The 13,431-nt window shown below is 65.4% G+C and carries 11 protein-coding genes; 7 read left to right on the top strand and 4 right to left on the bottom strand.

Features of this window, described 5'->3' with window-relative positions; genetic code table 11:
* Positions 1–37 precede the first annotated feature (37 nt).
* The 4 genes from PF66_RS15055 to PF66_RS15040 form a co-directional block, all read right to left on the bottom strand.
* Complete coding sequence (locus PF66_RS15055; RefSeq protein WP_054057141.1) at positions 38–442, bottom strand: META domain-containing protein; 405 nt, start codon at positions 440–442, stop codon at positions 38–40.
* Positions 442–876, bottom strand: a complete 435-nt coding sequence (locus tag PF66_RS15050; protein ID WP_054057142.1) for a hypothetical protein — start codon at positions 874–876, stop codon at positions 442–444. Before PF66_RS15050 ends, PF66_RS15055 begins: the two co-directional genes overlap by 1 nt.
* A gap of 97 nt (positions 877–973) precedes the next feature.
* Complete coding sequence (locus tag PF66_RS15045; protein ID WP_054063108.1) at positions 974–1,963, bottom strand: 2-hydroxyacid dehydrogenase; 990 nt, start codon at positions 1,961–1,963, stop codon at positions 974–976.
* Positions 1,964–2,029: 66 nt separating this feature from the next.
* Complete coding sequence (locus PF66_RS15040) at positions 2,030–4,783, bottom strand: response regulator (protein ID WP_054063107.1); 2,754 nt, start codon at positions 4,781–4,783, stop codon at positions 2,030–2,032.
* Between the two features lie 240 nt (positions 4,784–5,023).
* On the opposite strand from PF66_RS15040, the gene PF66_RS15035 reads away from it, so the two are divergent.
* From PF66_RS15035 to PF66_RS15005, 7 genes are all read left to right on the top strand, one after another.
* Positions 5,024–5,752 (top strand): response regulator transcription factor, encoded by a 729-nt coding sequence (locus PF66_RS15035; RefSeq protein WP_054063106.1) that lies wholly within the window; start codon positions 5,024–5,026, stop codon positions 5,750–5,752.
* Positions 5,742–7,154 (top strand): sensor histidine kinase, encoded by a 1,413-nt coding sequence (locus PF66_RS15030; protein ID WP_054057146.1) that lies wholly within the window; start codon positions 5,742–5,744, stop codon positions 7,152–7,154. The genes PF66_RS15035 and PF66_RS15030 overlap by 11 nt, the downstream gene beginning before the upstream one ends.
* Positions 7,155–7,235: 81 nt before the next feature.
* The gene (gene cysM / locus PF66_RS15025; RefSeq protein ID WP_054057147.1) at positions 7,236–8,138 is read left to right on the top strand and encodes a cysteine synthase CysM; all 903 of its coding nucleotides are present in this window, start codon (positions 7,236–7,238) and stop codon (positions 8,136–8,138) included.
* Positions 8,138–9,508: a 23S rRNA (uracil(1939)-C(5))-methyltransferase RlmD gene (rlmD, locus tag PF66_RS15020; protein ID WP_054063105.1), complete on the top strand. Its 1,371-nt coding sequence runs from the start codon at positions 8,138–8,140 to the stop codon at positions 9,506–9,508. The genes cysM and rlmD overlap by 1 nt, the downstream gene beginning before the upstream one ends.
* Positions 9,509–9,611: 103 nt before the next feature.
* Positions 9,612–11,852 carry a GTP diphosphokinase gene (gene relA, locus PF66_RS15015; RefSeq protein ID WP_054059802.1) on the top strand — a complete coding sequence of 747 codons (2,241 nt, stop codon included), beginning with the start codon at positions 9,612–9,614 and terminating at the stop codon, positions 11,850–11,852.
* Positions 11,853–11,991: 139 nt separating this feature from the next.
* A complete protein-coding gene (gene mazG / locus PF66_RS15010) occupies positions 11,992–12,825 on the top strand; it encodes a nucleoside triphosphate pyrophosphohydrolase (RefSeq protein ID WP_054063104.1) in 834 nt (277 codons plus the stop codon).
* A gap of 27 nt (positions 12,826–12,852) precedes the next feature.
* Entirely contained in the window at positions 12,853–13,398 is a 546-nt protein-coding gene (locus PF66_RS15005; RefSeq protein ID WP_054063103.1) for a DUF2058 domain-containing protein, read from the top strand.
* Positions 13,399–13,431 lie beyond the last annotated feature (33 nt).

The raw sequence follows: 13,431 nt of genomic DNA, 5'->3' as shown, positions 1-13,431 counted from the left end.
GCGCCTTGGGTGAAGGCGCCGCGCAACGGCCGGGCCGTCAGCCTTCTTCAGACCACAGGCGCAGTGGTTGGCCCTGGGCTGGCCAGAAGCGTACCTGTTCGACGGGGGAGATGTCCCAGCGCTGAACGTTTTCCAGCGCCTGCAGGAAGCGTTTCTCCTGCTCCATCAGGGCAGGGGCGCAGAGTTTGCGGGTGCTGCCGACCTTGCCGAAGCTCAGGTTGTCGCCGTCCAGGGTGTAGGGGGCGAACCAGTGGTTGCAACCGCCGCTGCCATAGGCCCGGCCGTCATCGCCAAGGGTGACGGTCAGGTGGCTGTTGTCGATCAGTGGACGTTCCCCGATCCACTCCAGCACATAGCTGTGATCCTGTTGCAGGTGCACACGGTCGCCGGCACAGCCCAACAGGCTGGTGGCCAGCATCCCCAGAATCACCGCTTGTTTCATCATATTGCCTCCTGGCATTTCGGGCAGAGGTGCTTCTCGCCCTGGGTGGTCCAGCCCAGCTCGGCGATACGGGCCGTGGCTGCGGGTTTCTGTGCCGGGGTGCCGAGCTTGGCGTCCACGGCGAATTCGAAGTCCAACTGTTTGGCGCAGCTGTCGCAATTGACCTGCCACTGGTGGATGGCCAACTCGCCGAACACCGGCCCACGGGCCATGGCGGTCCACTGCCCGGGCGGGTTGATCAGGTGCCTTACGGTTTCGACGGTCAGGCGCATGGACAGGTCACGGCTGCCCTTGAGGGTGACCAGCAGCACGTCGTCGATGCGGATCGAGCCACCGTTGCCGGTGACCTGGTAGCGACCCGGCACCAGGGCGCGGCATTCGGTCAGGGTGTGTTGCGGGTTCATCAGGCTGTAGCGGAAATCGTGTTCGACCATGGGTCCTCCAAATATGGCCGATATGCTAGCACGCAGAGGCCCGACCGATGGCAGCCGCTTGCGACCTTCGATCCGGTTGGCCGGGCTTTCCCGCCGATCAGCCCTCCACCAGGTTCTGCGGCCGGCCGGCTTGCCAGGCGGCGATGTTGTCCAGGGTGGTGGCGGCGATCGCCGCCAGGGCTTCCTGGGTCAGGAAGGCCTGGTGCGCGGTGACGATCACATTGGGAAAGGTCAGCAGCCGCGCCAGCACGTCGTCCTGCAGCGGCAGGTCGGAGCGGTCCTCGAAGAACAGTTGGGCCTCCTCCTCGTAGACGTCCAGCCCGAGGTAGCCGAGCTGGCCATCCTTGAGCGCGTCGATCAGGGCCGGCGTGTCCACCAGGCCGCCGCGCCCGGTATTGATCAGCATGGCCCCGGGCTGCAGGTGGGCGAGGCTGTCGCGGTTGATCAGGTAGCGGGTGTCGGCGGTCAGCGGGCAATGCAGGCTGATGATCCGCGACTGGGCGAGCAGTTCCGGCAGTTCCAGGTAGCGGGCGCCGAGGGCCAGGACCTCCGGGTTCGGGTAGGGGTCGTAGGCCAGCAACTGGCAGCCGAAGCCGGCCATGATCCGTGCGAAGGTCGCGCCGATCTGGCCGGTACCGACGATGCCGACGGTCTTGCCGGCGAGGTCGAAGCCGGTCAGTCCGTGCAGGCTGAAGTCGCCCTCGCGGGTACGGTTGTAGGCCCGGTGCAGGCGACGGTTGAGCGCGAGGATCAGCGCCACCGCATGTTCGGCCACGGCGTGGGGCGAGTAGGCGGGTACGCGGACCACGCTCAGGCCCAGGCGCCGGGCGGCGGTCAGGTCGACGTGGTTGTAGCCGGCCGAACGCAGCGCGATCAGGCGGGTGCCGCCGGCGGCCAGTTGTTCCAGTACCGGGGCGCTCAGGTCATCGTTGATGAAGGCGCAGACCACCTCGTGCCGCTCGGCCAGAGGCGCGGTATCCACGCTCAGGCGCGCGGCCTGGAAGTGCAGTTCGAGGCCGGCGGGCGGGGCGCTGGCCTGGAAACTGTCGCGGTCGTAGGTCTGGCTGCTGAAGAGTATTCCACGCATGACGATTTTCCTTTCGAAAGTGACCGGCAGCCTAGCGCCGCTCACCTGGGCGTGTATTGCCGTGGATCAGGCGCTGACCCGGGCCTCGATGGCCAGGCGGGCGATCGCCATGTCCAGCTCGTCCAGGGCCTGGTGGGCGTTGGCATCGTCCTGCTTGAGCAGGGTCTCGCTGCGCTGGCAGGCCGCGCGCAACTGCGGTACGCCGCAGTAGCGGGTGGCGCCATGCAGGCGATGGACGCGCTCGATCAGGCCATTGTTGTCCTGGGCCTCGCGGGCTGAACGGATCGCCTCGCGGTCGGCATCCAGCGAGGCCAGCAGCATCGCCAGCATGTCGGCGGCCAGGTCGGCCTTGCCGGCAGCCAGGCGCAGGCCTTCTTCCGGGTCGAGCACCAACAGCTCGGCAGCGTTGCTGCCGGCGTCGCCGCCACGTTCCTGGCTCTGGTTGCGCAGGGCCAGGCCGGTCCATTTCAGCACCACCTGGGCCAGTTGGCGCTCGCTGATGGGCTTGGTCAGGTAGTCGTCCATGCCGCTTTGCAACAACGCCCGCTTTTCGTTGGCCATGGCGTGGGCGGTCAGGGCGACGATGGGCAGCGCGGCGCTTTGCCGTTCGTTTTCCCACTGGCGAATCGCCTCGGTCGCTTGCCGACCGTCCATACCGGGCATCTGCACGTCCATCAGGATCAGGTCGAAACTGGCCTGCTGTACCGCATCGATCGCCGCGTAGCCGCTATCGACCGCCAGCACCTCGGCGCCCATGTCTTCGAGCAGGGTCTGCACCAGCAGCAGGTTGGCCGGGTTGTCGTCCACGCACAGCACCCGTGGCGCCCGGCTGCCAAGCGGTTCGCTGGGCTCCAGGCGTGCCGGGCGCGGGGCGATCAGGTCCGACAGAGCCCGACGCAGCTTGCGGGTGCAGGCCGGTTTGGCCTGGAGCTGGTTGTGCGGGTTGGGCACCGAGAGATGGAACAGGGTCTGTTCGGTGGTCGGGCACAACACCAGCACCCGGCAGCCGAGGTGTTCCAGGTCCCAGATGTGCTGGTTCAGCCGCTCTGGCGGCATGTCCTGGGCCGTGACGCCGAGGACTGCGAGGTCGATGGCCTGTTCGGTCTGGTGGGTGCCGGTGACGCCGTTGGCCAGGCCCGGCAGGCTGTTGAACGGAATCACTTCCAGGCCGCAGTCCTCCAGTTGGTGCTGCAAGGCCTGGCGCGCCAGTTCGTGGTGTTCCAGCACGGCGACGCGTCGACCGAGCAGCGGCGCGGCGGGCAGGTCCTCGATATCGTCGCGGGTCTTGGGCAGGCTCAGGCTGATCCAGAACTCGGAGCCTTCGCCCGGCGTGCTGTCGACGCCGATCTCGCCGCCCATCTGCTCGATCAGGCGCTTGGAGATCACCAGGCCAAGGCCGGTGCCGCCGGGTTGCCGGGACAGCGAGTTGTCGGCCTGGCTGAAGGCCTGGAACAGCGCCCGCACATCCTGGCTCGACAGGCCGATGCCGGTGTCCTGCACGCTGATGCGCAGTTGCACGCTGTCCTCGTGTTCCTCTTCGAGCATGGCCCGGGCGACGATGGTGCCTTCGCGGGTGAACTTGATGGCGTTGCTCACCAGGTTGGTGAGGATCTGCTTGAGTCGCAGCGGGTCGCCGATCAATGACAACGGGGTGTCGCGATAGACCAGGCTGACCAGTTCCAGCTGTTTGGCATGGGCCGCCGGGGCGAGGATGGTCAGGGTATCCTGCAGCAGGTCGCGCAGGTTGAACGGAATGCTGTCGAGCACCAGCTTGCCGGCTTCGATCTTCGAGAAGTCGAGGATCTCGTTGATGATGCCCAGCAGGCTGTCGGCGGACTTTTCGATGGTGCTCAGGTAATCCAGCTGGCGCGGCGTCAGCTCGCTTTTCTGCAGCAGGTGGGTGAAGCCGAGGATGCCGTTGAGCGGGGTGCGGATCTCGTGGCTCATGTTGGCGAGGAATTCGGACTTTATCCGGCTGGCTTCCAGGGCTTCCTTGCGTGCCAGGTCGAGTTCGATGTTCTGGATCTCGATGGTTTCCAGGTTCTGGCGCACGTCCTCGGTGGCCTGGTCGATGCTGTGCTGCAACTCTTCCTGGGCGTTCTGCAGGGTCTCGGCCATGCGGTTGATACCCGAGGCCAATTGGTCCAGTTCCTGGCTGCCGAGCGCCGGCAGGCGGGTTTCCAGGTTGCCATCCTTGAGTTGCGCGACGGCCTGCCGGATCTTGCTGATCGAGGCATTGATGGTGCGGCTCATGCGCAGGGCCAGCAGCGCGGTACCGAGCAGGCCGGTGGCGATCAGCAGCAGGCTGGCGAACAGGCTGCGGTAGCCGCGCAGCAGCATGCCGTTGTGCGACAGCTCCAGCTCGACCCAGCCCAGCAGCCGGTCGGCCTCGTCGGGGACCGGTTCGCCGGCCATGCTGCGATGCCGTCCGAACACCGGCAGCAGGTAGCGGGTGGCATCGTTGCCGCTGCGTTGCAGCATGTGGCTGCTGTTGCCGGTGGGCGGCTGGTTGAGCATGCTCGGGCCGGCATGGGCCAGTTGCTCGCGATTGGCGCCGAGGAATGACACCGCGCGTACATCGGTCTGCTCCAGGGCCTGGGCGGCGACCCGCTCCAACTGTTCGCTGTCGTTGCGGCTCAGAGCCGGGGCCACCAGCGGGGCCAACTGTTCGGCGATCATTTCGCCACGCTGCAGCAGCTGGCTTTGCAGTTCCGATTGCTGCAACCAGGTGAAATACCCGCCCAGCACCAGCGCCATCAGCGTGGTCGGCAGCAGGGTGAGCAGGAGGACTCGGCCTTTGATGCCCAGGTTCTTAAGCACGCAATACTCTCCATCAGATACGGCGTTTGGCAGACACGGCGATCTTCTATTTCCGGCGAGCGCTTCCTGCGCCCGCTCCACCTGCGCAGTGTAGCCATATGAGGTGGCGGAAATCTCGCAAAGTTCGCCGGGCCGTCCATGCCTGCGGGAGCGGCATCTGACGGCCGGGCGCCGTCGCCGGCTTGTCGCGGCGGCGGCAATCTTGAATAATTGGTTATTGAGAATTGTTTGCAGACACTAATGAATCCCGTACCTGCTGGCCACCCGAGTATTCTGGCGATCGAAGATGACACCGTGCTGGGGGCCTACGTGCATGAGCAACTGGGCCGCTGCGGCTTCGAGGTGACCTGGTGCCGCAACGGCCAGGACGGCCTGGAGCTGGCGCGCAATCAGGTCTTCGACGTCGTGTTGATGGACATCCTGCTGCCAGGCATGGATGGCCTCGAAGTACTGACGCATCTGCGTCGCAGTCATTCGCTGCCGGTGATCCTGATGTCCGCCCTCGGTGCCGAGGCGGACCGCATCAGCGGTTTTCGCCTGGGCGCCGACGACTACCTGCCCAAGCCGTTCAGCATGGCGGAGTTGCGGGTGCGGATCGAGGCCATCCTGCGCCGGGTCGCCCTGGAGCGGCGCCCCATGCCCCTGCCGGTGGCGCTACCGCGTGAGGCCGGGCATGCCCTGCGTTTCGACGATGAACGCTGCGATGTGCACTTCGGCGCGCAATGGGCGGGCCTCACCCGCAGCGAGTACCGTCTGCTGGAGACCCTGCACCGTCATGGCGACGAGGTACTGAGCAAGGCCTTCCTTTATCAACATGTCCTGCAGCGTGGCTATGCGACCCACGACCGCAGCCTGGACATGCATGTCAGCCAGATTCGCCGCAAGCTCAAGGCGGTCGGCTACACCGAGCGCGAGCTGCGCACGGTCTGGGGCAAGGGCTACGTGTTGAGCGCCGGCGATGAGGTGTAGGCTGCCCGGGCGACATTCGCTGTTCTGGAAGCTGGCCCTGCTGCTGGTCGCGTTCTGTCTGCTGATGATCTGGCTGAGCTGGTACTGGGGCCGCTACATGGAGCAGCAGAACGCCTACCTGTCCGAGGAGGCACGCACCACGCTCAAGGGTTATGCCTTCGCCGCCGGGCAGGCCTGGGAGGCCGACGGGCAGGCGGGGGTCGACCGCTGGCTGCAGGAACTGCGCGAGCATGAGTCGACCTGGAGCGGGGTCATCGGCGGCGACCTGCAGTCGTTGTCCTCGCAGCCCCTGCTCTGGAGCGAAAGCCAGCGCCTGACCTTCCTGCGTGGGCTGGACTGGCCGGTGAGCCGTCATGTGGTCGGGTTGCCCTGGCTGAAGGTTCCCTTCCCGCAGAATCCGGAGGCCGGCAGCCTGGTGATGGAGTTGCCACAGCGCTTCATGCCCGGGCGCTACCAGTGGTTCTGGCGCCTGGTCACCAATGGGCTGATTCCGGGGCTGTTCACGCTGTTGTTGTGTGTCGGCCTGTACCGCCTGCTGATCCAGCCGTTGAACCACCTGCGGGCCCAGGCCAATGCCTGGCGTGCCGATCAGTTGGGCACCCGCTTGTCGTCGCGCACCACCAGCCGCCAGGACGAGCTGGGCGAACTGGGGCGGGCATTCGACCAGATGTCCGAGCGCCTGCAAACCACCGTGGGCCTGCAGCAGCAACTGTTGCGCGACCTCTCCCATGAAATGCGCACCCCCCTCAGTCGCCTGCGTGTCTGCTGTGATGGCGAGGAGAGCCTGGATGAGCTGCGCAGGCGCCTGGCCCGTGAAGTCGACGGCATGCAGCGGCTGGTGGAGGACACCCTGCAACTGGCCTGGCTCGATACCGAGCGGGCGCCCCTGCACAAGGAGGACATCCAGCTCCAGGCCCTCTGGGAAATGCTCGTGGAGGATGCCTGTTATGAAAGCGGTTGGCCCTCGACGCGTCTGCACTGCGCGCTGGATGCCTCGTGCTGGGTGCGTGGCCACCTCAACAGCCTGGCCCAGGCCCTGGAGAACATTCTGCGCAATGCGATCCGCCATTCGCCGCCGGGCGGTATCATCCGTCTCGACGGGCGCCGCGAAGGTCCGTACTGGGTCGTGTGGCTGGAGGACCAGGGCGGTGGCGTGGCCGAGCAGGACCTGGAGCGGATCTTCGCACCGTTCACCCGCCTTGACGGTTCGCGCCCCGGAGACGGCGGCTTCGGCCTCGGCCTGAGTATCGCGCGCAATGCCGTGCAGCGTCAGGGCGGCTCGGTCTGGGCACAGAACACTGCGCAGGGGCTGCGCCTGAATGTACGGCTGCTGGCCTGCATGCCTGCGGATGCGGGCAGCGCCCTCGGCATTCTCGAAGCGGCTTATAGCCAGAAGCCATAAGCATCGCACTTTGCGTGATATGGGCCGCAGGCGTTTGCCGGTATGATAGGCGCCCCCCGCAGTCTGGATTGCGAATACGCCATGACCTTGCAGTATCCAACTATCGCCGATTGCATCGGCAACACGCCCCTGGTTCGTCTGCAACGCCTGCCTGGAAATACCAGCAATACCCTCCTGCTCAAGCTTGAAGGGAACAATCCAGCAGGCTCCGTGAAGGACCGTCCGGCCCTGTCGATGATCACCCGCGCCGAATTGCGTGGGCAGATCCAGCCCGGCGACACACTGATCGAGGCGACCTCGGGCAACACCGGGATCGCCCTGGCCATGGCCGCGGCGATCAAGGGCTACAGGATGATCCTGATCATGCCCGACAACTCCACGGCCGAGCGCAAGGCGGCGATGACCGCCTATGGCGCCGAGCTGATCCTGGTCAGCCGCGAGGAGGGCATGGAAGGTGCCCGCGACCTCGCCGAGCGGATGCAGGCCGAAGGCCGCGGCAAGGTGCTCGACCAGTTCGCCAACGGCGACAACCCCGAGGCTCACTACACCGGCACCGGTCCGGAAATCTGGCGGCAGACCCAGGGCACCATCACCCACTTCGTCAGTTCCATGGGCACCACCGGCACCATCATGGGCGTATCGCGCTACCTGAAGGAGCAGAATCCCGGCGTGCAGATCGTCGGCCTGCAGCCGATGGAAGGTGCCACGATCCCGGGCATCCGTCGTTGGCCCCATGAGTACCTGCCCCGGATTTTCCAATCCGAGCGGGTCGACCGCATCGTCGACATGGGCCAGGAGGAAGCGGAAGACGTCATGCGTCGTCTGGCCCGTGAGGAAGGCGTATTCTGTGGCGTGTCCTCGGGCGGTGCGGTGGCGGCCATGCTGCGCCTGTCGCGCGAGGTCGAGAACGCGGTGATGGTCGCGATCATCTGTGACCGCGGCGACCGCTACCTGTCGACCGGCATCTACGATTCTCCCAACTGATGGCCAGACAGCACAAAGGCCTGCGCTTCCAGCCGACTGGCGGCAGCCGGGCCCCGCAAGTGCCGGTGGGCAAGAAACAGCGGCTGACGATCGAGCGGCTGGCCAATGACGGCCGCGGCATCGCCTTTATCGAGGGGCGTACCTGGTTCGTCGCCGGCGCCCTGGCCGGCGAGGAAGTCGAGGCGCGGGTATTGGGCGCCCATGGCAGGGTCGTCGAGGCGCGCAGCGAGCGCCTGCTGCTCGCCAGCGACCAGCGCCGCACGGCGCCCTGCGCCCATGCCGGGCGCTGCGGTGGTTGCAGTATTCAGCACATGCCCCATGCAGACCAGTTGGCGCTCAAGCAGCGCCTGCTCGCCGAGCAGCTGTCGCGGGTAGCTGGTGTCGAGCCGGAGGAATGGGCGGTGCCGCTGAGCGGTCCCGAGTTCGGCTATCGCCGGCGGGCCCGGGTGGCGGTGCGCTGGGATGCCCGGGCCAGGCAACTGGAGGTCGGCTTTCGTGCGGCGTCCAGCCAGGACATCGTCGCCATCGACGACTGCCCGGTGCTGGTCGCGGCCCTGCAGCCGCTCATGAACGGTCTGCCGGCGATGCTCCGGCGCCTGGGCAAACCCCAGTCGCTGGGGCATGTCGAACTGTTCAGCGGTTCGGCGGTGGCGCTGTTGCTGCGGCACATGTCGCCGCTGTCGGCCGATGACCTGCAGATCCTGCGCGACTTCTGCGAACGGCATGGTGCACAGCTCTGGCTGCAGGGCGAAGACGCTCCGCAGCCGGTGGACGCCTCGCTGCCGCTGGGCTATCGCCTGGAACGGTGGAACCTGGAACTGGCCTATCGGCCGGGGGATTTCGTCCAGGTCAACGCCGGGGTCAACGAGGCGATGGTGGCCCAGGCGCTCGACTGGCTGCAGCCGGCGCCCGATGAGCGGGTGCTGGACCTGTTTTGCGGCCTGGGCAACTTCGCCCTGCCACTGGCCCGCCAGGTGCGCGAGGTGGTGGCGGTGGAGGGCGTGCAGACCATGGTCGAGCGGGCTGCCGCCAATGCCGCTGCGAACAATCTGCATAACGCGAGCTTTTTTCAGGCCGATTTATCCCAGCCTCTGAATGATGCCGGTTGGGCCAAAGCAGGCTTTTCTGCGGTACTCTTGGACCCACCACGCGACGGTGCCTTCGAGATGGTCGGCAAGCTTGCCGGATTGGGTGCCAGGCGTCTGGTGTATGTGTCGTGCAACCCCGCGACTCTGGCGCGCGACACGGTCGAATTGATCAAGCAGGGCTACCGGTTAAAACGTGCCGGGATCCTCGATATGTTTCCGCAGACAGCGCATGTCGAGGCCATGGCGTTATTTGAAACGAGCCAGGATGCTCGTCTAGTCTGACTGGCCGTCCCCGCACTCCGACCAGCCCTGCCGGAGTGCAGGGGACAATGTACGGCCAGCGATTCTGACGCATTGAATCTGCGTCGTAGGGAAGGTAAGCAAGATGGTACAGGTGAGAGCACACCAGCCGATCAACACCGACGGCAGTATCAATCTCGAGGCATGGCTCGACCATACGGTGAGCGTCGATCCGGCGCTGGACCGCGAAGCATTGAAGGAGGCCTGCGAGTACGCACGGCTTGCCGAACAGCAGACCCTGCCGACCCAGGATGCATGGGCCGAAGGGGGCAGTTTCAGTACCGGGCTCGAGATCGCCGATATCCTCGCCGACCTCAAGCTCGACCAGGATTCGCTGGTCGCCGCCGTTCTGTACCGTGGCGTGCGCCAGGGGCAGATCCTGTTGCCGGCGGTCAGCCAGAAATTCGGCCCGGTGGTGGCCAAGCTGATCGATGGCGTGCTGCGCATGGCGGCCATCAGTGCCAGCCTCAGCCCGCGCCAGTCCCAGGTCATGGGTACCCAGGTGCAGGTGGAGAACCTGCGCAAGATGCTCGTGGCGATGGTCGACGACGTGCGTGTTGCGCTGATCAAGCTGGCCGAGCGGACCTGCGCCATCCGGGCGGTGAAGACCGCCGACGAGGAGAAGCGCAACCGCGTGGCCCGCGAGGTGTTCGACATCTACGCGCCGCTGGCCCATCGCCTGGGTATCGGGCATATCAAGTGGGAGCTGGAGGACCTGTCCTTCCGTTACCTGGAGCCCGACCAGTACAAGCAGATCGCCAAGCTGCTGCACGAGCGGCGGCTCGATCGCGAGCGTTTCATCAGCGAGGTGATGTGCCAGCTGGAAAACGAACTGCTGGCGACCGGCGTCAAGGCCGACATCAGCGGCCGGGCCAAGCACATCTATTCGATCTGGCGCAAAATGCAGCGCAAGGGTCTGGAGTTCAGCCAGATCTACGACGTGCGCGCGGTTCGTGTGCTGGTGCCGGAAATGCGCGACTGCTACACCGCGCTGGGGATCGTCCACACCCTGTGGCGGCATATCCCCAAGGAATTCGACGACTACATCGCCAACCCCAAGGAAAACGGCTATCGCTCGCTGCACACCGCGGTGATCGGGCCGGAAGGCAAGGTGCTGGAAGTGCAGATCCGCACCCACGCCATGCACGAGGAGGCGGAACTCGGCGTCTGCGCCCACTGGAAATACAAGGGCACCGACGTCAAGTCCGGCTCCAACCACTATGAAGAGAAGATCTCCTGGTTGCGTCAGGTGCTGGAATGGCATGAGGAACTGGGGGACATCGGTGGCCTGGCGGACCAGTTGCGGGTCGATATCGAGCCGGACCGGGTCTATGTCTTCACCCCGGACGGGCATGCGATCGACCTGCCCAAGGGCGCCACGCCGCTGGACTTCGCCTACCGCGTGCACACCGAGATCGGCCACAACTGCCGGGGCGCGAAGATCAACGGGCGCATCGTGCCGCTCAACTACAGCCTGCAGACCGGCGAGCAGGTGGAGATCATCACCAGCAAGCACGGCACGCCGAGCCGCGACTGGCTGAACTCGAACCTGGGCTACGTGACCACCTCGCGGGCGCGGGCGAAGATCGTCCACTGGTTCAAGCTGCAGGCGCGTGACCAGAACGTCGCGGCCGGCAAGACCTTGCTCGAACGCGAGCTGACGCGCCTGGACCTGCCCCAGGTGGACTTCGACAAGCTGGCCGACAAGGCCAACATGAAGACCGCCGAGGACATGTTCGCCGCCCTCGGCGCCGGCGACCTGCGCCTGGCGCAACTGGTCAACACCGCGCAGCAACTGGTCGAGCCCGAGCGTGGCAACGAGCAGTTGGAACTGATCCCGCGCAAGTCCGCCGGGTACAAGCCGGGCAAGCGCGGCGACATCCAGATCCAGGGCGTCGGCAACCTGATGACCCAGATGGCCGGCTGCTGCCAGCCGCTGCCGGGCGATGCCATCGTCGGCTACATCACCCAGGGCCGCGGGGTGAGCATTCACCGCCAGGACTGCGCCTCGGTGCTGCAACTGAGCTCGCGCGAGCCGGAGCGGATCATCCAGGTCAGCTGGGGGCCGGTGCCGGTATCGACCTATCCGGTGGATATCATGATCCGCGCCTACGACCGTTCCGGTCTGCTGCGTGACGTGTCCCAGGTGTTGCTCAACGAGCGGATCAACGTGCTGGCGGTCAACACCCGCTCGAACAAGGAGGACAACACCGCGTTGATGTCCCTGACCATCGAGATCCCGGGGCTGGACGCGTTGGGGCGGTTGCTGGGGCGGATTTCCCAACTACCCAACATCATCGAAACCCGGCGCAACCGCACGACTTGAGCTGCTGCGCTCGGTCCGGCTTCGTTGGAACCTGGACGAAAATGCTTATTGACTACAGTCAACTCCGCTTTTTCGTCCAGGCTCCGCCTCGCCATACCCTCGCTCGCGACGCTCAATTCAATCGTACAGAGAACGACTGATGTACAGCCTCCAAGACCTGCTGCACCTGATGGCCCGGCTGCGCGACCCGCAATACGGTTGCCCCTGGGACATCCAGCAAAGCTATGCCACCATCGTTCCCCACACGCTTGAGGAAGCCTACGAGGTGGCCGACGCCATCGAGCGCGGGGATTTCGAGCATCTGCTGGGGGAACTGGGCGACCTGCTGTTCCAGGTGGTCTACTACAGCCAACTGGCCCGTGAAGAAGGGCGTTTCGAGTTCGACGGCGTGGTCGATGGCATCGTCCGCAAGTTGATCCGTCGCCACCCCCATGTATTCCCCACCGGCGACCTGTATGCCCCGGTGGACTTGCCGCGTCTGAGCGAAGAGCAGGTCAAGCGGCGCTGGGAAGAGATCAAGGCCGAGGAGCGCGCCGAGAACCACCGCGCTCCCGAGCAGTTGTCGCTGCTTGATGACGTGCCTGCCGCCTTGCCGGCACTGTCCCGGGCGGCAAAACTGCAGAAGCGTGCCGCCCAGGTCGGTTTCGACTGGCCGGCGGCGCTACCGGTGGTGGACAAGATCCGTGAAGAACTCGACGAAGTGCTTGAAGCGATGGCGGACAACGACTCGGCGGCCATGGCCGACGAGGTCGGCGACCTGCTGTTCAGCGTGGTCAACCTGGCCCGGCACCTCAAGGTCGACCCGGAAAACGCCCTGCGTGGTGCCAATGGCAAGTTCGACCGACGTTTCCGATTTGTCGAACAGGCATTGCGCGATACCCATCGTCCCATGGAAGATTGCACCCTCGAAGAATTGGACGCCTTGTGGGGCGAAGCCAAGCGTCAGGAAAAGAATGCACCCAGCTGCGGCTGAGTCGTTGACCCCAAGTGAGTAAGCATCATGAGCCTTTCCCTTCGCGACCAGCTGCTCAAGGCAGGCCTGGTCAATCAAAAGCAGGCCAAGCAGGTCAGCAAGGACAAACAGAAACACCAGCGGCTGGTCCACAAGGGCCAGGCCGAGGTTGACGATACCCAGGCGCGCCTGGCCCAGCAAGCGCAGGCCGAGAAGGTCAAGCGCGATCAGGAGCTGAACCGCCAGCAGCAGGAAAAGGCTGAAGCCAAGGCCCGTGCGGCCCAGGTCAAGCAGTTGATCGAAACCTCGCGCCTGCCCAAGCTGACCACCGAGGACTACTACAACTTCGTTGATGACAAGAAGGTCAAGCGCCTGTCGGTCAACAACCTGATGCGCAACAAGCTCAGCAACGGCTCGCTGGCGATCGTCCATCACGGTGGTGGTTACGAAGTGATCCCGCGCGAGGCGGCACTGAAGATCCAGGAGCGTGCTCCGGAGCGCATCGTCCAGCTCAACGCCCTGAGCGAGACCCAGGTGCCGGACGAGGATGATCCGTACGCCGCCTACCAGATCCCTGACGATCTGATGTGGTAACCCAAACAAACCCCGCTCCAAAGGCGGGGTTTG

Origin of the sequence: Pseudomonas asplenii, assembly GCF_001293465.1 — a bacterium.
Taxonomy (GTDB): domain Bacteria; phylum Pseudomonadota; class Gammaproteobacteria; order Pseudomonadales; family Pseudomonadaceae; genus Aquipseudomonas; species Aquipseudomonas fuscovaginae_B.
Note: the sequence above shows the minus strand (reverse complement) of the source record. Positions and strands in the feature narration are given on the sequence as shown.